The organism is Sulfitobacter sp. PR48, from assembly GCF_028807335.1.
GTDB lineage: Bacteria > Pseudomonadota > Alphaproteobacteria > Rhodobacterales > Rhodobacteraceae > Sulfitobacter.
The window spans coordinates 13,723-34,313 of sequence record NZ_JARAMM010000017.1 but is presented as its reverse complement, the minus strand read 5'-3'; the positions used below and the strand labels follow the sequence as shown (position 1 = coordinate 34,313).

Sequence of the window (20,591 nt, the reverse complement as noted above, 5' to 3'; positions counted from 1 at the left end):
GCAAAAGGCGCGCGGTTGCCCGCGCGCCTCTGGTTCAGAAGGGTGATGGGGGATCAGACCTCCATCAGATCCTCTTCTTCCTCGATCTCTTCGATCTCTTCCTCGTCGTCCAGTTCGACCGTCATCAGGCCCATCACATCCGCAACCGTGATTTCGCTGTCATCGGCCCCGTCTGCGGGATCAAAGTCAGGATCGTCGCTGGCGCTGACACCCAGGACTTCGCCATCGCCGGTATCGGAGTTGACCACCAGACGCATGCCCGACAGGTCGATGTCATCGAAGGTGACGGGACCGTCATCCGACCACAGGGTAAAGTTGGTCTGGGTGACCATACCCTGCGTGCTGTCCGCAACCTGGCCGAACTGCAGACCCACATCATAGGGCTGCTCCACACCGGCACCGTTCGGCAGGGTGGTGACGCTGTCCGCTTCGGCCTGAACATCGGTCAGCTCGTAGCCTGGCGCGTTCTCGTCCGGGAAGAAGTTCAGCGAGTCGAGTTCGCTGTCGTCGGTCAGGTTGAAGAACAGACCGTCGATGTCCAGCGGCTCGCCGTCATAATTGGCCTGGCTGATTTTGACGAACAACTGGCCTTGCAGGTCCTGCGTGACCTCGATGTCGATCTCGCCCTCATCGCCCATGGTATAGTGATGGGTGATCTTGCCGTCATCCGGCTCTTCCGAACCCTTGGTGCCACAGGACCCTTTGCCGGTGCCGTCAGAACCTTTGCCGGTTCCATCGGAACCCTTACCGGTGCCGTCAGAACCTTTGCCGGTTCCATCGGAACCCTTACCGGTACCGTCAGAGCCTTTGCCGGTGCCATCGGAACCCCAGGGCCAGCCTTTGCCGGAACCGTCAGACCCTTTGCCAGTGCCGTCAGAGCCCTTGCCGCTGCCATCGGAACATTTGCCGGTGCCGTCAGAGCCCCAGGACCACCACTTGCCGGAACCATCCGAGCCCTTGCCGGTGCCGTCCGACCCCTTGCCGGTGCCGTCGGAACCCTTGCCGGTGCCATCGTGATGATCGAACCATTTGCCGAATTTGCCGCCAAAATGCGATTTGTCGAAATGGTCGGACAGGTGGTTGTCGTACCATTGGGCGAATTTCGAACCCTCGATGCCGCCATTGTGGTAGGAATGGCCACCGCAGGCCTCGCCGCCGGAGCCTTTGCCGGTGCCGCCAGATGCCTTGCCGGTGCCGTCGGAACCCTTGCCGGTGCCACCAGATGCCTTGCCGGTGCCGTCAGAGCCCTTGCCCGTGCCGTCGGACCCTTTGCCGCTGCCGTTGAACCAGTCGAAACCTTTGCCGGAGCCGTCAGAGCCCTTGCCGGTCCCATCGGAGCCTTTTCCGGTCCCGTCGGACCCATGGCCCCAGGTATGGCCAAAGAACTTGTTGGTATGGCTATGCGTGTTCCACGACGCCTTTACCGGCGTTTTCCCCCACGAGCCAAAGCTCGAAAATCTGAATGTCATATCTACTTCCCTCTTAAGAACAACTGGTCAACGCTCAAGGGCGTGCCAGAAGGGTCTGGCGCGCGGATGGAGTCCTGATCGTCAAGCGATGGTCTTGGTTACCTCAGGGCACTTGAATCGAACAAACATTTTGACGAATTTTGCCTTATTTATATGGTTTTGCCGCCTCAATCAGAAACAGTTCAGACGCATCGTCCAACATTGTTTTGTGAACCCGGCCAATGGGATTCATCCTTCCGCGAATCATCTGCATCCCCGGCCCGGGAAAGGCCATATTGTCGCCATGAAGCTGGTCTAACCGCTGTGACAAAGCGCAGATGCACAGGAAGACCCGATGACCGAAGACGCCAAGACCACCACGCGCGAGCATATTGTCAGCACCGCCGAGACCTTCTTTGGCCGCCCTGTCGAGGATGTGACGGCACCGGGCGGTGAAAGCCGGTCCAGCTTCCGTTTGCGGATCGGCGGGCGCAGCGTGATTGCCACATTACGCCCCAACTTCCGCCGCACCCACCTTGAGGCTCATGTCCTGCAGTCGCTGAACGCACATTGCGACGACCTGCCGGTCTGCCTTGGGGTCGTGGGCGAGGTGATGTTCCAGTCCGACGTGGGCGCGCGCCGGCTGAACACCCTGATCCCGACGCTTGACAGCACCCGCCAGCTCGACCTCGCCGCAGAGGCGGTCGCGGCCCTGTTCCGCATCCACGCCGCGGCCCGCAAGACCGACCTGCACGAGATCATGCCGCATCTGGGCGCGACGGATGCCTGGGTCGAGAACTTCATCGGCGGGATCGACCAGTTGCAAGAGCTGACCGGCGGCATCCCCGACAGCTTTGATCGCAATGCCGCCTGCGCGGCGGTTGCCATCACCGGCCATCAGTTCGTCAAATGGGACTGCCGGTCCGGCAATGCGGCCATGGGCGATGACGACCGCCTGCGCTGGTTCGATTTCGAATATGCCGGGATGCGCCACGGCGCCGAGGATTTCGCCTGGCTGATCGGAGACGAAGCCTGGCCCATCGCGCCGGACCAGATGGTCGATGTGATGATCGACAGCTTCGACGCCTCCTGTGGCATCCCGCTGGAAGACTACATGCATTACCTGGCGATCTACACGACGTTCCATGCCATCCAGCGGCTGAACCTTGTCACGCGCGAGGCCGGCAGGCGCGGCTGGGCCAGCAAGCATCACATCCGCAAATATGACGACGCAGGCCGCAACCCCGCCTTTGCCGAGCATATCGCCGAGGTCGGGGCCTATTTCTCGGATCAGACCACCCTGACCGCGCCGCTGACGCAGAATTTCATCACCGCGCGCGACGGCTTTGCCGAAATCCTGGCCGAGCGGTTGGAAAAGCGCAGCGCCTGACCCCAGGACGTCCGGCGCGCCCGGTCAGAAAAAGACCGGGATCGCCAGGCTCGCCATGACCGACATCAGCAGGTTGAGCGGGACACCGATGCGCAGGAAGTCGGTAAAGCGATAGCCGCCGGGACCATAGACCAGCGTGTTGGTCTGATACCCGATGGGCGTGGCAAAGGCACAGGATGCCGCGATCATCACCGCGACCACCAATGGGCGCGGGTCCATCCCCAGCGCCGTTGCCAGCGAAATCGCAATCGGTGTCATGATCACCGCCACCGCATTGTTCGAGACCACCTCGGTCAGGATGGTGGTCAGCAGGAAAACGGCAAAGAGCACGGCGCCGGGCGGCAGGGTTCCCAGCGTCGGCGCAATGGCATCCACCAGCAGGGCGATGGCGCCGGAGTTCTGCAACCCGGCACCCACCGCAAGCATGGCGAAGATCAGCGCCAGCAGCCGCCCGTCGATAAAGGAAAACGCCTCTTCCGCGTCGATGCAGCCAGTGACAAGCACCAGCGCCACGGCGATCACCGCCAGCAACAGGATGGGGGCAACGTTCAGCGCCGCCAGCACCACGATCCCGACCAGCGCGCCGATGGCAATCGGCGCATGGCCGCGCCGGAACGCCCGGGCAGAGGGATGGCTGACGTCGACCATCTCCATGTCGGCGGCCAGACGCTGGATGTCCGCAGGCGCGCCTTCCAGCAGCAGGGTATCGCCCACCTTGACGATCAGATCGTCCAGCTGCCGTCCGATGTTCTGGTTCCGTCGGTGCACCGCCAGCGGATAGACCCCGTAGCGGCGGCGCAGACGCATGGAGCCCAGCGAGCGCCCCACCATCCGGCAGCCCGGCGTGATCAGCACTTCCACCGTGCGGGTCTCCACCGCCGAGAGCTGATCGACACGCTTGAGTTCCTTGTTGTTCTGCAGGCTCAGCAGTTCCGTCATCTCGGTGCGCAGCACCACCCTGTCACCGACCTGCAGTTCAACCCCCTGCAACGCGCGGCGCAGCGACTGGTCGCCCCGGATCACGTCGATCAGGCGCACACCTTCGCGTTTGAACAGGTTCACGTCCAGAACCTCGCGGCCGATCAGGTTGCTTTCGGGCGGGATCACGGCCTCGGTAAAGAACTTCATCCTGGACCGGTCGCTCAGCATGGTGGCCATGCTGTCGCGCTCCGGCAGCAGCCTGCGCCCCAGCAGGCCCATGTAAACCAGCCCGGTGAAACAGACCACCAGCCCGATCGGCAGGATCTCGAAGATGCCGAAGGGTTCAAGCCCCTGCGACCGGGCCACACCATCCACCAGCAGGTTGGTCGATGTCCCGATCAGGGTCAGCGACCCGCCCATGATTGCCGCATAGCTGAGCGGGATCAGCAGCTTTGATGCCTTGGTGCCCAGGGTCTTGCTGAGCTGCACCACAACCGGGATCATCACCACCACCACGGGCGTGTTGTTCATGATCGCCGAGGCCCCCATCACCGACAGGATCACCCCGATCACCGCCGTCTTGGGATGGCTCCGGGCATAGCGTTCGGCGGTCTGCGTCAGCACGTCCAGCGCCCCGGTGCGCACCAGCGCGCCCATCACGATGAACATCCCGGCAATGGTCCAGGGCGCGGCGTTGGACAGCACCGCCTGCGCTTCTTCATAGGGCAGGACACCGATGGCCAGCAGGGTTGCGGCACCGGCAATGGCCACCACCTCTGTCGGGAAGGATTCGCGCAGGAACAGCACGAACATGATGGCAACGACGACAAGCGTCAGAACCGCGCTTTCGGTCTGGGAAAAACTCAGGAAGTTCAGCAAGGTGTTTCAACTTCTTCTTAGGTCAGCGCACACATTGGTCCATCCGGCCGCGCCCTGCAAGCGGCACGGGTGCCGCAGGCCGCCGCCGGGGCGGCAAAAACAGCATGTCGCCTGATGTCAGGGCGTGTTCTCCTGCAACACGCCGCCCGTGCGCACCGGAACGATACGGGTCGCCCGGCCGCTGCGGTCGTCGGTCTCCAGATAGACGCCGGAGAGGCTGGCCTCGCCATTCGCCGGGGTGAAACGCTCCTTCGGCATGCCGGTGATGAAACGGCGCAGGGGTTCGGCCTTTTCCATGCCGATCACGGAATGATAATCGCCGCACATGCCCGCATCGGTCAGATAACCCGTGCCCCCCGGCAGGATCATCGCATCCGAGGTCGGCACATGGGTATGGGTGCCCACCACCAGAGATGCCCGCCCGTCGCACCAATGGCCCATCGCCATCTTCTCGCTGGTCGCCTCGCAATGCATGTCCACGATGATCGCCTGTGCCAGCCCGCCCAGCGGATGTGTCTTCAGCACTGGCTCCAGCGCCGAGAACGGATCGTCATAGGGACGTTTCATAAAGACCTGGCCCAGCGCCTGCGTCACCAGAACCTTCTTGCCGTTCTGCGCCGTGAACAGCCGCGCGCCCTTGCCCGGCGCGGATTTGGAAAAGTTCAGCGGCCGGATGATGCGCGGCTCCTGCTCGATAAAGCTGAGCATGTCCTTCTGGTCAAAGGCATGATCGCCCAGCGTCAGGCAATCCGCCCCCGCCTCCAGCAGGGTTTTGGCATGCGGGGCGGACAGCCCCATGCCGGAGGTGGCGTTTTCGCCGTTCACCACGATGAAATCGAGCTTCCATTCGCGCCGCAGACGGGCAAGGTTTTCAGTGATGGCACGGCGCCCCGCGCGGCCCATCACATCGCCGAGAAAGAGTATTTTCATATGCTCAGCGATAGGCCCCCGCGCGGATGAGGGCAAGAGGGGCCTTGCCGCGCGGTGCCTAAACCTCGACCGCCTGCCCGAAGACGGCAACAGCAAATGCCAGCAGCGCCAGGGCGGCAAACCAGACTGCCCTGCCCCGCGCGCCCTGCCGCTGCGCTGCCATCGCCGCAATGGCCGCCTGAAGCGCGTAATAGACGGCAAAGGCGCGCGAGGCATAGCTGATGATCTGGAACACATCCGTCACCCATGTCAGCCCCAGCCCCACCACGGTCAGGATCACATATCCCATGCGCGGCCGGATGCGATGGCCCGACAGTTCCGCCATCAGCCCCCCCGACCCGCTGGTATCGGCGACTGCTGCGCTGAACTGCGCGGCCAGTGCCGCGGCAACCAGCAACAATGGCAAAACCGGTGTGATGACCCCCATCATCTCCACAATCGCGGTCTCGCTGAACTGCAGGTCATCGCGTGCGAAAGTGTAGGTGATCAGGACAATATAGGTCATGTAGATCGCCGCCGAGAGCCATTGCGCCCATTGCATCGACCGCACCCGCGTGTCGGTATCATAGGTCGCCCCCAGATAGCGCGAAGTCTCGAATCCCTGCACAGTCACGATCAGCCCGAAGCCCAGCGTCAGCGCCGCCCAGCCGGAGATCTGCGGATCAAGAAACACCAGCGCGCCCTGCCCGGACTTTTCGGCAAAGAAGAACCCCAGCCCAACCAGCAACCCCGCAATGATGGCCAGTTTGACGCTGACAGAAAGGTATTCCATCACCTCAAGCGATTTGAACCCGCGCGTCCATCCCACCCCGACAATGACAAGGTAGATGGCGCTGGTCACGATCCGGGCAAAGATCACGTCATCAAAAGGCGTCAAGCTGACCGCGAAGGCCCCGAAAAGGTTGAGGTAATAGGCCACCGACACGATATAGGCAAAGCTGAGCGCCCAGGACGCCAATGTCTCGACCCCCTGGGGCCAGGATACCGCACCGGCCTCGATCGCGTGCATGTTATACCGGATCGCACCGCCCAGAAGGTAACTGCCAAGGCAAAGCGCCAGCATCACCGCAGGGGCAAGGGCTCCGTATTGATTGTCCAGGATCGGGCCAAGAACAAGAAAACCGCTGCCGATGATGGAGGCCAGCGGCGTGGTCATCGCCCGCCAGGTGGCAGAAGCCCGCAGGCCGGGCCACCACAGGACAACCCCGAAGATCGCGACGGCGGCAAGGATGGCAAGGTTCAGGATCATGTCACGGGGCCATTCATCAAGGAAAGCCGCAGCCTTGGCGGGCGAGGCTGCCGGTTTGGCCTAGAACGACGGCCAGGGTGTTGCAAGCCTGCACGGAACGTCCGTCTAACGCAGAAGGCTGCCGTCACGACGCGGCGCGCGCTGACCCCGAAACGCCCCCGCCCGGCCTGTGCCGCAGGGCACAGCGTCAGCCCGCCTGACGGGCCCGCCATTCCCGCAGGGTCAGATAAATCACCACCACGTCGATCAGCGTGAGCACCGGCAGCACGATGCCGCCCACGTGAACCCATTCGGCGCCCTGATACAGGATGAACCCGACCAGCGTGGCAATCGCCGCCGGATAGGCCCAGATCACCCCGGCCAGAAGCGCCACCACAACGCTCAGGTGCAACGCCCCATGCATCAGGAAATAGATCGCATAAAATGTCATCTCGCCGGGCGGAAAACCATGCGCCAGCGCAATCACATGCCGCGCCAGCCAGTCGTTGGGGTCCGCCGCCAGTTCGGCCCCCACAAGCCATTGCGCAACCTCAGGCAGATGGCGCGCCAAACCCAGGACAATGGCGATACCTGCCGCGATCTGGACCGCACCCAGCACGCCCTTGCCCAACAGGGTGATCACAAAAATCACATGTGCGACCCGGTCCGCGCCGTGCCGTTCCACTTCAGTCAGCAACCTCGATCACCCCGGCCTCTGTCACAATCAGGTCCAGCGGCTGGTCCGTCGGCTCCAGCGGCAGGTCATCCACCTCCTGCCCCGCAAAGGCAAAGCCGATGGCCAGCGTCGGACGCTTGCCGCGCAGCATTTCAAGCGTGCGGTCATAGAAACCACCGCCATAGCCCAGACGCCCGCCCCTGCGGTTGAAGGCCAGAAGCGGCACGATCAGCAGCTCCGGTTCGAAAAACTCCGGCTCTGCCGGGATCAGCGCACCAAAGACCCCCGGCACCATCTCCGCCCCCGGCTGCCAGCGCGCGAATTGCAACGGTGTTCCCGCCGCCCTGATCACCGGCACGCCGACCGGCCCATGGGCGGCCGCTTCCGCCATCGCCGGTGTCGGGTCGATCTCGGTGCGGATCGGCATGAACCCCGACACCGGCACGCCGCGATAGCCCGCCAGCACTTCGCTGAGGTATCCCGCCTGCGCGGCAGTCGCCGCGTCGAACAGCGGCTTGCGCCGGGCAAAGGCCGCCTTGCGCGCTGCCGTCTTGATTTCAGCCAGATAGCTCACAGCAACACCGCCGCCGCCAGCCCCAGAAAGGCAAAGAACCCCACCACATCCGTCACTGTCGTCACAAAGGCCCCCGATGCCAGCGCCGGGTCCACCCCGACCTTTTCAAGCAGGATCGGAATGCCCGTGCCCGCCAGCCCCGCAATCACCATATTGATCACCATCGCTATGGCAATCACATAGCCCAGCGCGGGCGAGCCGAACCAGACAATGCCCACCACGCCCATGACAGCGGCAAAGATCACGCCGTTGACCAGCCCCACCAGACACTCGCGCCGGATCACCCGCCAGACGTTCGATCCGGTCAAATCCTTGGTCGCGATGGCCCGCACCGCCACCGTCAGGCTTTGGGTGCCCGCATTGCCCCCCATGGAGGCGACAATGGGCATCAGCACCGCCAGCGCCACGATCTGGGCAATCGCCGCCTCGAACTGCGAAATCACCATGGAGGCCGCAATCGCCGTCACCAGGTTGACCGCCAGCCAGGGCAGCCGCTGCTTTGTGGTCTCCACGACCCTGTCGCTCAGCGACCCCTCACCGACACCGGCAAGGCGCAGGATGTCCTCCTCGTGTTCCTCGTCGAGCACCGCCATGGCGTCATCAATCGTGATCACCCCGATCAGCCGCCCCTCGTCATCCACCACCGGGGCCGAAATCAGGTGATACTGGTTGAAGGCATAGGCCACATCGCCTTCGTCGCGCATCGCCGGGATCACCTGAAAGGTCTCTTCCAGCAGGTCGGTCAGCGGCGTGACCCGCTTCGACCGCATCAGCTTGCCCAGCGTGATATTACCCACCGGGTGCAGGCGCGGGTCCACCATGATGATGTGATAGAACTGGTCCGGCAGGTCTTCCTCCGGCGTGTTGCGCAAATGGTCGATCGCCTCGCCCACGGTCCAGTGCTCGGGCGCCATCACGACCTCGCGCTGCATCAACCGGCCCGCGGAATATTCCGGATAGCTCAGCGATTGCTGGACCGCCGCACGCTCCGTATCCTCCAGCGCGCCCAGGATCGCCTCCTGCTGCGCATCCTCCAGGTCTTCGATCAGGTCGACCACATCGTCGCTGTCCAGATCACGCACCGCCTGGGTCAGGACCTGCGGCGTCAGCACCGCAATCACATCCTCGCGGATGCTCTCGTCCAGCTCCGACAGGATGTCCCCGTCGAATTCCATCCCGTAAAGCCGGATCAGCCGGCTCCGGTCAAAGGCGTTGATCTGCTCCAGAAGGTCGGCAATATCCGCCGCGTGCAGCGGCTCCATCAGCTCGATCAGCTTCTCGCGGTCGTCGATGTCCACCGCATAGAGAACCGCGGCAACCGTCTTGGGCTCCAGCGCGTAATCCGAGCGCTCCGCCTCCTCTTCGGGGGCGTCTTCTTCCAATTCGACCTGATCAGACATCGCTGTGACTCCCCTTGTCTCGGGCGACCATATGCAAGCCGCACATGGGACACAATGCTTGGCCGTCGTGCCGCGCGCACCACGCGCCTGGCGTTTCGGGATATCGTTGAATCACATGTTCGTGGCCGCTCCCTTCGGTCGAAGGCGAAAAGTGATAGGGGATGTTTCAAACCTGTCCCGAAACGCTGTAATGTGCCGACATGACAAGCAAAACGCTCCTGACCGGTCCCCTGCTGCGCTATGCCGGCGACCCCTTCCGCGCGCCCTGGCAAGAGGTGATCGGGATCGACACCGATGGCGCTGTCCTGCTGCAGGACGGCCATATCACATCGCTCGGCACCCGCGAGGCACTGATCGCCGCCCACCCGCAGGCAAAACACGTCCGCTACAGCGACAGCCACCTGATCTGCCCCGGCTTTGTCGATGCCCATGTCCATTACCCGCAGACCGCGATCATCGCATCCTGGGGCAAACGGCTGATCGACTGGCTGAACGATTACACCTTCCCCGAGGAAATGCGCCTTTCCGATCCCGCCTATGCCGCCCGGATCGCGGCCCGTTACCTCGATCTGACCCTGGCCCATGGCACCACCACCCTGGCCAGCTATTGCACCATCCACCCCCACAGCGTCGACGCCCTGTTCGACGCCGCCGCCACGCGGGGGCAGCGCATTGTCGCGGGCAAGACCTGCATGGACCGCAACGCCCCCGAAGGGCTGCGCGACACCGCGCAATCGGCCTATGACGACAGCAAGGCCCTGATCGACCGCTGGCACGGCCGGGGCCGCGCGACCTATGCCATCACGCCCCGGTTTTCCCCGACCTCGACGCCGGAACAGCTCGCCGCCCTGGGCGCGCTCTGGCGCGCCTACCCCGATTGCCTGATGCAGACCCACCTCAGCGAACAGACCGACGAAATCGCCTGGGTGGAAGACCTGCACCCCCAGGCCCGCGACTACCTGGAAACCTATGAAACCCAGGGGCTGATCGGCGAACGCGCGGTCTTTGGCCATGCCATCCACCTCAAACCGCGCGAAATCGACCGGATCGCGGAATCCGGTGCCGCGCTGGTCCATTGCCCCACGTCGAACACCTTCATCGGATCGGGGCTCTTCGACATGGCAGGCCTCACCCGCCGGGCCATCCCGGTGGGCCTGGCCACCGATACCGGCGGCGGCTCTTCCTTTTCGATGCTGCGCACCATGGCGGCCGCCTATGAGATCGGCCAGCTGCGCGGCACGCCCCTGCACGCGGCCCAGCTGATCTGGCTGGCCACCGCCGGCTCCGCCCGCAGCCTGCATCTGCAGGACCGGATCGGCAGCCTCCAGCCCGGAAACGAGGCCGACCTCACCGTGCTCGACCTGGCCTCGACCCCGGCCATCTCCCAGCGCGCGGCCATGGCCGAGGACATCTGGGAAAGCCTCTTCGCCACGATCATGATGGGCGACGACCGCGCCATTGCCGATGTCTGGGTGGCGGGCCGGCAATGGCGCAAACCCGACTGAGCTTCATTGTTCCCTAGAGCGCCCGACCTTAGACCTGAGACATGAATACCCTGCCGCGCCTGCGGCGCTCTCGGGACATTCATGTCGCTGGATGCTTCAGGTTAAAGGTCGGACACTTTAAATGCACACCAAAGCCCAAAGCCCGCGCGGCGGCTGAAATAGCGGGCTCAGGCCCGTAACAGGCACCCATAATCGCATGCGGCGCAGCCGCGCCGCCGGATCACATCTCCGCCTGCAACCCGCGCGCCAATGCGTTCTGCCGGGCAATCGCTTCCGCCAGGTCAAACCGCACCATCTGCCCGTCCCGCACCACTGGCTGACCCTCCACCAACAGGTCCCGCACGGTTGTCGGCCCCGCCAGCAGCAGCGCCGCCGGGTCCCAGCTGCCCGCCGCCTCGATCCCGCTGACGTCCCAGATCGCCACATCGGCGCGTTTGCCCACCGCCAGCCGCCCGCATTCCGGGCGGCCCAGCACATCGGCCCCGCCTCGCGTCGCAATCTCCAGCGCCTCGCGCGCCGACATGGCATCGGCCCCCGAGACCACCCGTTGCAACAACATGCATTGGCGCGCCTCGGCCACCAGATTGCCCGCATCGTTGCTGGCCGATCCATCCACACCCAGCCCCACGCGCAGACCGCCATCGCGCATCGCGCGCACCGGCGCCACACCCGATCCCAGCCGGCAGTTGGAACAGGGGCAATGGGCCACACCGGTCCCGGTCCCGGCAAAAAGCGCAATCTCCGCCGCGTCGAGCTTCACGCAATGCGCATGCCAGACATCGGGCCCGACCCAGCCCAGATCCTGCGCATATTGTCCCGGACGGCAGCCGAACATCTCCTGCGAATAGGCAATGTCTTCTTCGTTTTCCGCCAGATGCGTGTGCAGCATCACCCCCTTGTCGCGCGCCAGAAATGCGGTCTGCCGCATCAGATCCCGGCTGACGGAGAAGGGAGAACAGGGGGCAAGCCCCACCCGGCACATCGACGCCTCGGAGGCATCATGGAAGGCATCGACCACCCGGATGCAATCCTCCAGGATCGCCGCCTCCCGCTCGACCAGCATATCCGGCGGCAGGCCGCCCGCGCTTTCGCCAATGCTCATGGACCCCCGGGTCGGCTGAAACCGCAGGCCCACGACGCGCGCGGCTTCAATGGTGTCTTCCAGCCGCGCGCCGTTGGGGTAAAGATAGAGGTGATCGGCGCTCAGCGTGCAGCCCGACAGCGCCAGTTCCGCCAGCCCCACCTGCGCCGAGGTGAACATGTGATCCGGCGTGAACCGCGCCCAGATCGGGTAGAGTGTCTTCAGCCAGCCGAACAGCAACGCGTCCTGCGCCCCCGGCACGGCCCGCGTCAGGCTCTGGAACAGATGGTGATGCGTATTCACCAGCCCCGGGGTTACAACACATCCCGCGGCCTCGATCACCTCGCCTGCGCTCTGCAGGCCGCTGCCGATTTCCACAATCGCACCATCCCGCAGGCGCAGGTCGGCCCCCGACAGCTCGCGGCGGCTGTCATCCATCGTCAGAATATGGTCGGCATTGCGGATCAGGATTTCGGGCATGGTCTGTATTTCTCCACGCCCGTCTCAGAATGCATTCACCTGTCGGTGGAAAACGGGCCCAGAACCGACAGGCTCCCGTTAGCAGGTGCCGGCACGGGCGGTCAAGAATGCCGCTCAATACCCCTGCAGGATCGCCAGCGCCTGGGCATGGATCCGGGCATTCGCCGCCGCAACCGCGCGGCCCCCCTCGTGGACAGGCCCGCCGCGCCAGTCGGTGACGATGCCGCCTGCGGCCTGCACAACGGCAATCGGCGCCTGGATGTCATAGGCGGCAAGCCCCGCCTCGATCACCAGATCGACCTGACCTGCTGCCAGCAAGGCATAGGCATAGCAATCCATCCCGTAGCGGGTCAGCATCGCCCCGGAGGCCACCGCATGAAACCCCGCGCGGTCGGTCTCCTCGCCCACTTCGGGAAAGGTCGTGAAAACGATCGCCTGCGACAGGTCCCGCGCCGCCCGGGTGGCCAGCACTTGCCGCCCCCGCGGCCCCGTCATCGCGGCCCCGTCCGGCGCGCCCTCGAACCGCTCGCCGATATAGGGCTGGTCGATGATGCCATAGAACGGGCCCTGCCCGTCGCTGACCGCAATCAGCACCCCCCATGTCGGGGTGCCGCTGATAAAGCCGCGTGTGCCGTCGATCGGATCCAGCACCCAGGTCAGGCCGGACCGCCCTTGCTGCACCCCGTATTCCTCGCCCAGGATACCGTCATCGGGCCGTTCCCGCGCCAGGATCTCACGCATGGCGCGTTCGGCAGCCTTGTCCGCCACCGTCACCGGGTCATACCCGGCATCAAGTTTGTTTTCCGCAACCAGGGCCATGCCCCGGAAATGGGGCAGGATCACATCACGTGCCGCATCTGCAAGCAGATGCGCAACGCGCCGCAAATCGGGATCGAATGAAATCTTCGTTGTCATACCGCGTCAGTGCCAGCTTGTGCCCGCCCGCGCAAGCCTGCGGTCGCGGCAAGGCCGACCCTTCAGGCGACGTCGCTCAGCACACGGGCAAGATCGAAAAGGCGGCGCCGCTGGTTTGCCGGAATGGCATAGTAGGATCGGATCAGGTCCATCGCCTCCTTGTCGCCCAGCAGATCATATGGAACGTCACCGATCGGAGCGGACCCGGAGGTTTCCGGCTGTTCGAGACCCTCGAAGAAAAAGGCCACCTGAACCTCCAGCGCATCGGCAATTTCCCACAATCGGGATGCGCTGACGCGGTTCGCGCCGGTCTCGTACTTTTGAATTTGCTGAAACTTGATCCCAACCATAGCTGCCAGCTTCTGTTGGGTCATCCCCGTCAGCCAGCGTCGCTGACGAATTCGTTTGCCGACGTGCACGTCTACTCTATGTGCCATGCAGATTAGATCCTAACTTACACACTTAACAACACTGAAATACGCGCTTGCGGCTACGGCGCCGGCCGCGCGTTACCTGGGCGTTCCGACAGCGGTCCACCCCAAGCACTTTACGAAATCTTCTCTTCACAGCAAAGATATTCACCACATTATTGACAGCTTGGCAGCTAACATCATGAATTCAACAAAGAAAAGATAACATAAATGTGGTGTTTCTGACACATTTTCGGTCTTCACAAGGCTTACGCCACGTAAAGCAGGCGGGAAATGCCCCCCCGCCGCCCCGCAGTCAGGCCGCGATTGAACGCTTGTTCTGCCCCTGGCTGAAGGCGCTGCGCAACAGCGCGACCAATGTCTGATGCGACTCGGACCTGTTCTGCTCCGCCCCGTAGAGATTGATGTGCTGTGTCGGCAGTTTCGGCAGCACCCCGCCATGATCCAACACCTCCAGGTGGGGCGGCTTGGTGCCGTCGATCATGGCATGAATGGCCAGATCGGCACTGACCGCCGCCTCGACCGCGCGATCGCTTTCCGTGTCCACGGCCATCTCCCAGGGAATCTGCGCCGCATCCAGCGCGCTCAGCACACTGGGACGGAAGGTGCAGTACCGGCAGAAGGCCAGCCGCAAGGGCCGTTGCCGCCATGCCGCCCCGCCCGCAGCCCCGATCCACTCCAGGCTCTTGGTCACCAGGGTCTCGCCGCCCCTGTCGATTTCGGTCTCCGTGGTCAGGATCAGATCGCATTCGCCCTTGGCAAACTGGGCCTTGAGCGTTCTGGTGTGGGAGGCTTCAAGCTGCACGCGCACCCTTGGGAAATCGGCGTGAAACTGCTTCAGCACCTGGGGCACCATCGGGTACACGATGTCATGCGGCACACCCAGCGTGATCTCTCCCTCGAAAGCCTGATCCGTCAGCCGTTCGATGACCTCGTCGTTCAGGGCCACCATGCGGCGCGCATAGACCAGCAGCTGCTCACCAGAGGCTGTCAGGGCAATGGTCCGCCCGCTCCGGTCCAGCAGGGACAGGCCCAGCATTTCCTCCAGCCGCTTGAGCTGCATTGAGACGGCCGATTGCGTCAGATGCAGAAAACCCGCCGCGCGGGTCACCCCGCCACTGTCAGCCACCGCCATGAACGACCGCAGGGTCGTGATGTCCAGATTTCTCATATATCACCAATCTTGATGCATTGCCTAACAAACAATCGTTTTCATCATACGTCATGCCACCCTAGATATCAAGCATCCCGATGGAACCCGGAGTTTCATCACAAATTTCGAAGGATAAATGAAATGGCACAGCTTTTCGACAGCGCCTCGGGCCGGGGCCGCGCACTCAAGACCCGGCGGATTTCACTCTGGGCCCGGTTCCAGCACCTCAGGGCCATTGCCCGCAGCAGGCAGAGCCTGCGTCAGCTTGACAGCCACCAGCTGCAGGACATCGGCCTCAATGCCACCGAGGCCGAAAGGGAGGCGCGGCGGTTGCCCTGGGACGCGCCGGGCCATTGGATGTCCGGTCGCTAAGGGCCGCCGATCACATGAAAAAGACCGCCCCGGCGCGCGCTATTACCTCTTGAAAAACAAAGGCGCAGTCCCGATATTCACCGGGATACCGTCCGCATCCCGCGTGGTAAGCAACACTTAGCCAATTGGAGGTCCATTCATGGCCGACGTGAATACAATCCGGACAGCTGCCGGAACCCGCGCCGCCGCAATCGACGAGGGGCTGCGCGCCCATATGAACAAGGTCTACGGCACAATGTCCGTGGGCATGCTGATCACCTTTGCCGCCGCATGGGCGATTTCGGGCCTGGCGGTCACCACCGACCCCTCGGGTGCGGCCGCGCAGATCGGGACGGATAAATACCTGACGGACATCGGCTATGCGCTTTATGCCTCGCCGCTGAAATGGGTTGTGATGTTCGCACCCCTGGCCTTTGTCTTTGGCTTCAGCGCGATGATCAACAAGATGTCCGCCGCCACGGCGCAGACGGTTTTCTATGCTTTCGCGGCCGTGATGGGCATCTCGATCAGCTCGATCTTCCTGGTCTTCACCGGCTATTCCATCGCGCAGGTGTTCCTGATCACCGCCATCGCCTTTGCCGGGCTGTCGCTCTGGGGCTACACCACCAAGAAGGACATCTCCGGTTGGGGCAGCTTCCTGATCATGGGTGTGATCGGCCTGATCGTGGCCTCCATCGTGAACATCTTCCTCGCCTCCTCGGCGCTGATGTTCGCCATCTCTGCGATCGGCGTCCTGATCTTTGCAGGCCTGACCGCCTATGACACCCAGAAGATCAAGACCGAGTATCTGGCACATGCGCATCACGGTGACACCGAATGGCTGGGCAAGGCCGCCATCATGGGCGCGCTGAGCCTCTACCTCGACTTCATCAACATGTTCATGATGCTGCTGCAATTGTTCGGCAACCGCGAATAAGCCGTGCATCCTTGATGTGACATGGGCCAATCCTGCAAGGGATTGGCCCTTTTTCGTTGGAGCGACCCTTGCTTGAAATCAGACCCAATTGCGAGATGTGCGACCGCGACCTGCCCCCGGATGCGGCAGAGGCGCGGATCTGCAGCTATGAATGCACCTTCTGCGCGGATTGCGTCGAGACCGTGCTGGGCAATGTCTGCCCGAATTGCACGGGCGGTTTTGTGCCACGCCCGATCCGGCCCCGACAGGCGCGGCGACCGGGTGTCAGCCTGACCCACCAGCCGCCCGGCACGGAGCGGCGCAGCCTGAAGTACGGGCTGGATGACATCGCCGCCATTGTCGCCGCGACGCGGGGCATTCCGCCCGAAGACAGGTAAGGCGCGCTCAGAAAGGCTCGTAGCCGACGCTGGTAAAGCCAACACTGTCGGAATAGGTGCCGCCAAAGACCGGCGCAGGCGGCGGGCCGCCAAGTTTGCCGGTGCAGGCAGAGAGCAGACCCACGAGGGTCAGGGCAGCAATCATCTTGGACATGTCGTGTTCCTTGGCAGCTTGGGACCTGCCGACTATTGCCGCTTGGCCGATCCGGCGCAAGGGCGGCCTGCCCTGCCCCTGCCCCTGTTCCGCGCGCCACCCGCCTCCCGAATCAAAGACAGGGCCGCACCGCATCAAGCAGGATCTCCCCCGTCAGCGGCATGTTGTTCTTCCTGTGCCGGTAGGCCAGCCTGCGCGCGCGCCGCCCGGGCGCCATGGGACGGCAGGCGGGGAGATCGCTTTGCTGCCGGATGACCTCCGGCAGGATCGCGGACAGTTCCGCCCTTTCCGCCTCCGACATCGACCGAAGCGCCTGCGGCCCGGCATAAAGGCTCTCGCAGGGGGCTCCGTTGGCCATGAGGATATCATGCCGGTCCAGCAGCACATGATAATAGGTCACAGCGCCCGCCGCCACGGCCGGGGCGACGCCATTCAGGCCAACCAGCTGCTTGGCCGCAACCAGGACTTCCGGCGCGCCAAACATGCGCGCCGCGATCTTCGAGCGCACAAGGATGCTGTGCTGGGGCGATACCAGCAGGTCCCGCTGCGGGCAGCCGGGCCCCAATGTGCCGGCGGCAATCTGAACGGGCCGGAGCCTGGGACAAGCCCTGAGCAGCTGCGCGGGCAGCCGTCTGGCACCGATCCAGCGGATTTCCTGTACGCCGCAATCCAGCGCCCGAACCCGGTCGCCCACCTGCAACTCCTCCACCGGGATCTGCCGGCCATCCTCGGCCTCGATCAGCGTCCCGGCGGTGAAACATACCACCTCGATGTCGTTATCCACGGTGGAAATGACCGCCGCATCATGGCCCGCCACCGATTGTATCACCCCGGTGGTGATGGCCTGGACGTTCATGTCGCCATAGCTGTCGTTCGGGATCGCGAAGTAACGGACATCGGGGCCGTTCGACAGGGTCAGGAAAACGAAGCTGAGGTTGCTTTCGCTGCCCGGTCCGAAACTCTCGGATGATCCGTCACCCAGCAGGACCGATCCCGCGCTGTCCGGCTCTTCGATCAGGTCGATGGTGTAGGAGACCCCGCCAATGGTGACCAGATCCCCGACGTCGAACTCCCCATCGTCAAGATCGGTCGATGTCATGTTGTCCACGACACCAAGCAGATTGCCGTTTTCAAGGGAATATGTCGTGCCCGACGCGATGCCGGTCACTTCGAGAAGATCGTGAATTGTCGCCATCTCTGCCCTCCCCTGTCCCGCACCTGACGGGCGAGCCGTTGATGCGGGCTAACCCGTTGCCTCTATGCTGGCTTGCCTCAGCCATAGGGCGGCAATCTTTCGATGAGATTAACGGGGCCTGTGTCATCCGGAAGGTATCATCCGGCAGGCGTCAGCCGCCGCAATGTGCAGGCTGGCAGCGCCGCCCGGGGGGATGCCGGGCATGGAAAACCGCACCCTGAAACGCAAAAAGCCGCGCGAAACGCGCGGCCTTGCAAAGTCAGTCAGCCCGATCTTACTTGATCTTGCCTTCTTTGTAATCGACGTGCTTGCGCGCAACGGGGTCGTACTTCTTGATGACCATCTTTTCGGTCATGGTACGCGCGTTCTTCTTGGTGACATAGAAGTGGCCTGTGCCCGCGGACGAGTTCAGACGGATCTTGATCGTGGTTGGCTTCGCCATCTTGCTTCTCCTGCTGCCGACCGCACCGGGGGTCTGGCGTGAATTCTGAACCCCGGCTTTTACCCGGATGCGCCTCCGAGTCAACAGCAAAAGACGCAAGAATTTCAATCCGGGGGTCGCGTTTTCAAGCGGCCGGAAAATTGCAATTTTCCGGTCCGGATTTTTCCAAAAATCCGGTCCCCCAGATGAAAACGCGCGGAAGGCCTGTAAGCCGGATTTTGTCACGGGGGGTTATCCCCCGTGGATGACCATTCCTCTGACCCTGCGATTGCCCGCAGGGCTACAGCTGCCAACCCGGACCTGCTGGGGCAAAAGCGGCCCCGCCCCGGCCCGAAGGCCGGTGGCGCGCGGTCCCTATTTGGCATTGCTCCCGGTGGGGCTTGCCATGCCGCCCCTGTTGCCAGCGGCGCGGTGGGCCCTTACCCCACCTTTTCACCCTTACCCCGCCGTGGTTTCGGTTTCCCGACCTGTGGCGTGGCGGTATCATTTCTGTGGCGCTTTCCGTCGGGTTGCCCCGCCCGGGTGTTACCCGGCACCGTCTCTTTTTGGAGTCCGGACTTTCCTCCCCGTGGATCCGGCAAGCGGATCACGAAGCGGCCATCCAGCCTTCCGCGCGAGCTTTGGCATAGGCGCTGAACGCGGACCGCGTCAATGGGCAGACCGGCGCGCGGAAGCATTTCCGGCATAAAGACGTGCGGCCTGAAGGGTCAGAGCGGCGGCAGCGCCAGATCGGCAGGGCAAAGCGGCCCGCGCCGCCAGGGTCCGTGGCGCAGGCGGGTTGCAGCCAGAAGGGTCTCAAACGGCACATCTGCGGTAAAGCCCGCCGCCCGCGCCGCGGCACGGAACCCGGATTCGGTCACGGTTTGTGCTGCAGTCGCCGGTGTGGCCAGCGCCAGCCCCTGCCGTGCCAGCCGCGCCCAGTCGAAATGCGGGCCGGGGTCGGACTTGCGCCCCGGCGCAATGTCGGAATGCCCCAGAACTCCGGCGGCGGGGATGTCCCAGCGGGCCATCAGCCTTTTCAGCAGGGTCTCAAGCGCCCCCATCTGCGGCTCTGAAAACGGATGGCATCCGCGATTGTCCAGCTCGATCCCGATGGAGCGCGAGTTGATGTCGGCCTGACCGGCCCATTCACCCGCCCCGGCATGCCAGGCGCGCATCTCATCGGCCACCAGTTGCAGGGTCCGGCCGTGGTTCGAAATCAGGTAATGGGCGGAAACTTCGGCCTGCGGGTCGCAGAGGCGCGTCAATGCCGCCTCGGCGTTTTCCATCGCGGTATAGTGGATCACGATCAGCCGGGGCGTCAGCCCGTTGCGGCGCGGGCCGAAGTTCGGTGAGGACAGGCTGTCCACCCGGCTGCAGCCCTAGCCGGCCTTTGCGGCCCGGCGGAACGGGGTCGGGTCCCAGTCACAGGCAAAGCCGTCGCCATCGGGGTCCATGCCCTTGCGGTCCTTTTCCGGCCCTCCCGCCTCAAGAAAGGCGATCTGCGCCCGGTCGGGATGCGAATACTCGCCACAGGCGCGGGCGTATTTGGCGGCCTTGTTCAGGCCGATGCGGCGATAGACCTGGGTGCCGCGCTCGTGGTCCGACTGCAGCGCATAGGCCACGATGTTCGGCCCGGATTCGGCCCGGTCCGGCAGCGCTTCGGGCTGGACGACCTGGTATTGCGCGCGGTTCGCAGCGATGCGCGCGGCGTCGTCACCGATGCTGCGCTGGCCGGAAACCGCGTCGAAATTGTTCTCGTTCGAGATGCCTGCGCTGTTGATGACAGCGGGCGCCGGGTTGGACGGGCTGGCATTCACGGGTTCCACGCCGGAATTGGTCGCGGCATCATTGCCCAGACCGTTGCTGGCACCGGGGCGGGTTGCCGCCAGCACGCGGGAGGTTTCGGCCGCCGTCGCTTCGGCGGAACCTTCGGCAGGGGCCGAAAGCGGGGCCTCGGTCACCGAGGCGGGGGCCGGCACGGCGGAGGTGCTTTCGGCGGCAAGTGCCGCGTCGCGGGCCTGCCTCTGGGCGCGGGCACTGTCATCAAAGCCGACACCGCGACCGGAATCAGGGACCGCCGGCTGACATGCAGCCAGCATCACGCCAGCGGCGAGAGTGATAAAAGATCTTGAAATCATGGGT

At 63.8% G+C, this 20,591-nt stretch carries 21 protein-coding genes and 1 other RNA gene; 5 read left to right on the top strand and 17 right to left on the bottom strand.

Annotated features, from left to right (window positions below; translation table 11 throughout):
* Positions 1–53: 53 nt before the first annotated feature.
* Complete coding sequence (locus PVW51_RS19380; RefSeq protein WP_274576908.1) at positions 54–1,469, bottom strand: hypothetical protein; 1,416 nt, start codon at positions 1,467–1,469, stop codon at positions 54–56.
* 334 nt (positions 1,470–1,803) lie between these two features.
* Here PVW51_RS19380 and PVW51_RS19375 point away from each other — a divergent pair, with 334 nt between their 5' ends.
* Complete coding sequence (locus PVW51_RS19375) at positions 1,804–2,838, top strand: hypothetical protein (RefSeq protein ID WP_274576905.1); 1,035 nt, start codon at positions 1,804–1,806, stop codon at positions 2,836–2,838.
* Between the two features lie 24 nt (positions 2,839–2,862).
* Here PVW51_RS19375 and PVW51_RS19370 read toward each other — a convergent pair whose 3' ends face one another.
* The 6 genes from PVW51_RS19370 to mgtE all read right to left on the bottom strand — a co-directional run bounded on the left by PVW51_RS19370 (position 2,863) and on the right by mgtE (position 9,446).
* A complete protein-coding gene (locus PVW51_RS19370; protein ID WP_274576993.1) occupies positions 2,863–4,635 on the bottom strand; it encodes an SLC13 family permease in 1,773 nt (590 codons plus the stop codon).
* Positions 4,636–4,755: 120 nt separating this feature from the next.
* Positions 4,756–5,568, bottom strand: a complete 813-nt coding sequence (locus tag PVW51_RS19365; RefSeq protein WP_274576904.1) for a TIGR00282 family metallophosphoesterase — start codon at positions 5,566–5,568, stop codon at positions 4,756–4,758.
* Positions 5,569–5,626: 58 nt separating this feature from the next.
* Positions 5,627–6,817, bottom strand: a complete 1,191-nt coding sequence (locus PVW51_RS19360; protein WP_274576903.1) for a hypothetical protein — start codon at positions 6,815–6,817, stop codon at positions 5,627–5,629.
* Between the two features lie 187 nt (positions 6,818–7,004).
* On the bottom strand, positions 7,005–7,493 hold the full coding sequence (locus tag PVW51_RS19355; protein WP_274576901.1) for a DUF2127 domain-containing protein: 489 nt from the start codon (positions 7,491–7,493) through the stop codon (positions 7,005–7,007).
* Positions 7,483–8,046 (bottom strand): 5-formyltetrahydrofolate cyclo-ligase, encoded by a 564-nt coding sequence (locus PVW51_RS19350; RefSeq protein ID WP_274576899.1) that lies wholly within the window; start codon positions 8,044–8,046, stop codon positions 7,483–7,485. The genes PVW51_RS19355 and PVW51_RS19350 overlap by 11 nt, the downstream gene beginning before the upstream one ends.
* Complete coding sequence (mgtE, locus tag PVW51_RS19345; RefSeq protein WP_269366648.1) at positions 8,043–9,446, bottom strand: magnesium transporter; 1,404 nt, start codon at positions 9,444–9,446, stop codon at positions 8,043–8,045. Before mgtE ends, PVW51_RS19350 begins: the two co-directional genes overlap by 4 nt.
* Positions 9,447–9,646: 200 nt before the next feature.
* Here mgtE and guaD point away from each other — a divergent pair, with 200 nt between their 5' ends.
* Positions 9,647–10,951, top strand: coding sequence for a guanine deaminase (gene guaD, locus PVW51_RS19340; protein ID WP_274576895.1), 1,305 nt, complete (start codon positions 9,647–9,649; stop codon positions 10,949–10,951).
* A 220-nt stretch (positions 10,952–11,171) separates the two neighbouring features.
* On the opposite strand, the gene PVW51_RS19335 is transcribed toward guaD, so the two are convergent.
* The 4 genes from PVW51_RS19335 to PVW51_RS19320 form a co-directional block, all read right to left on the bottom strand.
* Positions 11,172–12,512, bottom strand: coding sequence for an 8-oxoguanine deaminase (locus PVW51_RS19335; RefSeq protein ID WP_274576892.1), 1,341 nt, complete (start codon positions 12,510–12,512; stop codon positions 11,172–11,174).
* Between the two features lie 114 nt (positions 12,513–12,626).
* Positions 12,627–13,427: a histidinol-phosphatase gene (gene hisN, locus PVW51_RS19330; protein WP_274576890.1), complete on the bottom strand. Its 801-nt coding sequence runs from the start codon at positions 13,425–13,427 to the stop codon at positions 12,627–12,629.
* 62 nt (positions 13,428–13,489) lie between these two features.
* The gene (locus tag PVW51_RS19325; RefSeq protein ID WP_274576888.1) at positions 13,490–13,864 is read right to left on the bottom strand and encodes a helix-turn-helix domain-containing protein; all 375 of its coding nucleotides are present in this window, start codon (positions 13,862–13,864) and stop codon (positions 13,490–13,492) included.
* Positions 13,865–14,153: 289 nt separating this feature from the next.
* The gene (locus PVW51_RS19320; RefSeq protein ID WP_269366655.1) at positions 14,154–15,029 is read right to left on the bottom strand and encodes a LysR family transcriptional regulator; all 876 of its coding nucleotides are present in this window, start codon (positions 15,027–15,029) and stop codon (positions 14,154–14,156) included.
* Between the two features lie 123 nt (positions 15,030–15,152).
* On the opposite strand from PVW51_RS19320, the gene PVW51_RS19315 reads away from it, so the two are divergent.
* The 3 genes from PVW51_RS19315 (at position 15,153) to PVW51_RS19305 (ending at position 16,676) form a co-directional block, all read left to right on the top strand.
* Entirely contained in the window at positions 15,153–15,383 is a 231-nt protein-coding gene (locus tag PVW51_RS19315) for a DUF1127 domain-containing protein (RefSeq protein ID WP_269366657.1), read from the top strand.
* 139 nt (positions 15,384–15,522) lie between these two features.
* Entirely contained in the window at positions 15,523–16,299 is a 777-nt protein-coding gene (locus tag PVW51_RS19310; RefSeq protein WP_114275877.1) for a Bax inhibitor-1/YccA family protein, read from the top strand.
* 68 nt (positions 16,300–16,367) lie between these two features.
* Positions 16,368–16,676: a DUF1272 domain-containing protein gene (locus tag PVW51_RS19305; protein WP_274576883.1), complete on the top strand. Its 309-nt coding sequence runs from the start codon at positions 16,368–16,370 to the stop codon at positions 16,674–16,676.
* Positions 16,677–16,683: 7 nt separating this feature from the next.
* Here the strand turns inward: PVW51_RS19305 and PVW51_RS19300 are convergent, their stop codons facing one another.
* The 6 genes from PVW51_RS19300 to PVW51_RS19275 form a co-directional block, all read right to left on the bottom strand.
* The gene (locus PVW51_RS19300; protein WP_162792969.1) at positions 16,684–16,830 is read right to left on the bottom strand and encodes a hypothetical protein; all 147 of its coding nucleotides are present in this window, start codon (positions 16,828–16,830) and stop codon (positions 16,684–16,686) included.
* A 112-nt stretch (positions 16,831–16,942) separates the two neighbouring features.
* Positions 16,943–18,025 (bottom strand): Hint domain-containing protein, encoded by a 1,083-nt coding sequence (locus PVW51_RS19295; protein WP_274576876.1) that lies wholly within the window; start codon positions 18,023–18,025, stop codon positions 16,943–16,945.
* A 274-nt stretch (positions 18,026–18,299) separates the two neighbouring features.
* A complete protein-coding gene (gene rpmG / locus PVW51_RS19290) occupies positions 18,300–18,467 on the bottom strand; it encodes a 50S ribosomal protein L33 (protein WP_067289923.1) in 168 nt (55 codons plus the stop codon).
* Positions 18,468–18,658: 191 nt separating this feature from the next.
* Positions 18,659–19,080, bottom strand: an RNA gene (gene rnpB, locus PVW51_RS19285) — RNase P RNA component class A.
* Between the two features lie 94 nt (positions 19,081–19,174).
* Positions 19,175–19,816 carry an N-acetylmuramoyl-L-alanine amidase gene (locus tag PVW51_RS19280; protein ID WP_274576868.1) on the bottom strand — a complete coding sequence of 214 codons (642 nt, stop codon included), beginning with the start codon at positions 19,814–19,816 and terminating at the stop codon, positions 19,175–19,177.
* Between the two features lie 12 nt (positions 19,817–19,828).
* The gene (locus tag PVW51_RS19275) at positions 19,829–20,587 is read right to left on the bottom strand and encodes a hypothetical protein (RefSeq protein WP_269366670.1); all 759 of its coding nucleotides are present in this window, start codon (positions 20,585–20,587) and stop codon (positions 19,829–19,831) included.
* Positions 20,588–20,591 lie beyond the last annotated feature (4 nt).

Excerpts from the sequence above, each read along its gene's own strand:
- PVW51_RS19380 (WP_274576908.1), bottom strand. The coding sequence starts at position 1,469 with ATGACATTCAGATTTTCGAGCTTTGGCTCGTGGGGGAAAACGCCGGTA.
- PVW51_RS19375 (WP_274576905.1), top strand. The coding sequence starts at position 1,804 with ATGACCGAAGACGCCAAGACCACCACGCGCGAGCATATTGTCAGCACC.
- PVW51_RS19365 (WP_274576904.1), bottom strand. The coding sequence starts at position 5,568 with ATGAAAATACTCTTTCTCGGCGATGTGATGGGCCGCGCGGGGCGCCGT.
- PVW51_RS19360 (WP_274576903.1), bottom strand. The coding sequence starts at position 6,817 with ATGATCCTGAACCTTGCCATCCTTGCCGCCGTCGCGATCTTCGGGGTT.
- mgtE (WP_269366648.1), bottom strand. The coding sequence starts at position 9,446 with ATGTCTGATCAGGTCGAATTGGAAGAAGACGCCCCCGAAGAGGAGGCG.
- guaD (WP_274576895.1), top strand. The coding sequence starts at position 9,647 with ATGACAAGCAAAACGCTCCTGACCGGTCCCCTGCTGCGCTATGCCGGC.
- PVW51_RS19335 (WP_274576892.1), bottom strand. The coding sequence starts at position 12,512 with ATGCCCGAAATCCTGATCCGCAATGCCGACCATATTCTGACGATGGAT.
- hisN (WP_274576890.1), bottom strand. The coding sequence starts at position 13,427 with ATGACAACGAAGATTTCATTCGATCCCGATTTGCGGCGCGTTGCGCAT.
- PVW51_RS19325 (WP_274576888.1), bottom strand. The coding sequence starts at position 13,864 with ATGGCACATAGAGTAGACGTGCACGTCGGCAAACGAATTCGTCAGCGA.
- PVW51_RS19320 (WP_269366655.1), bottom strand. The coding sequence starts at position 15,029 with ATGAGAAATCTGGACATCACGACCCTGCGGTCGTTCATGGCGGTGGCT.
- PVW51_RS19315 (WP_269366657.1), top strand. The coding sequence starts at position 15,153 with ATGGCACAGCTTTTCGACAGCGCCTCGGGCCGGGGCCGCGCACTCAAG.
- PVW51_RS19310 (WP_114275877.1), top strand. The coding sequence starts at position 15,523 with ATGGCCGACGTGAATACAATCCGGACAGCTGCCGGAACCCGCGCCGCC.
- PVW51_RS19300 (WP_162792969.1), bottom strand. The coding sequence starts at position 16,830 with ATGTCCAAGATGATTGCTGCCCTGACCCTCGTGGGTCTGCTCTCTGCC.
- PVW51_RS19295 (WP_274576876.1), bottom strand. The coding sequence starts at position 18,025 with ATGGCGACAATTCACGATCTTCTCGAAGTGACCGGCATCGCGTCGGGC.
- rpmG (WP_067289923.1), bottom strand. The coding sequence starts at position 18,467 with ATGGCGAAGCCAACCACGATCAAGATCCGTCTGAACTCGTCCGCGGGC.
- PVW51_RS19275 (WP_269366670.1), bottom strand. The coding sequence starts at position 20,587 with ATGATTTCAAGATCTTTTATCACTCTCGCCGCTGGCGTGATGCTGGCT.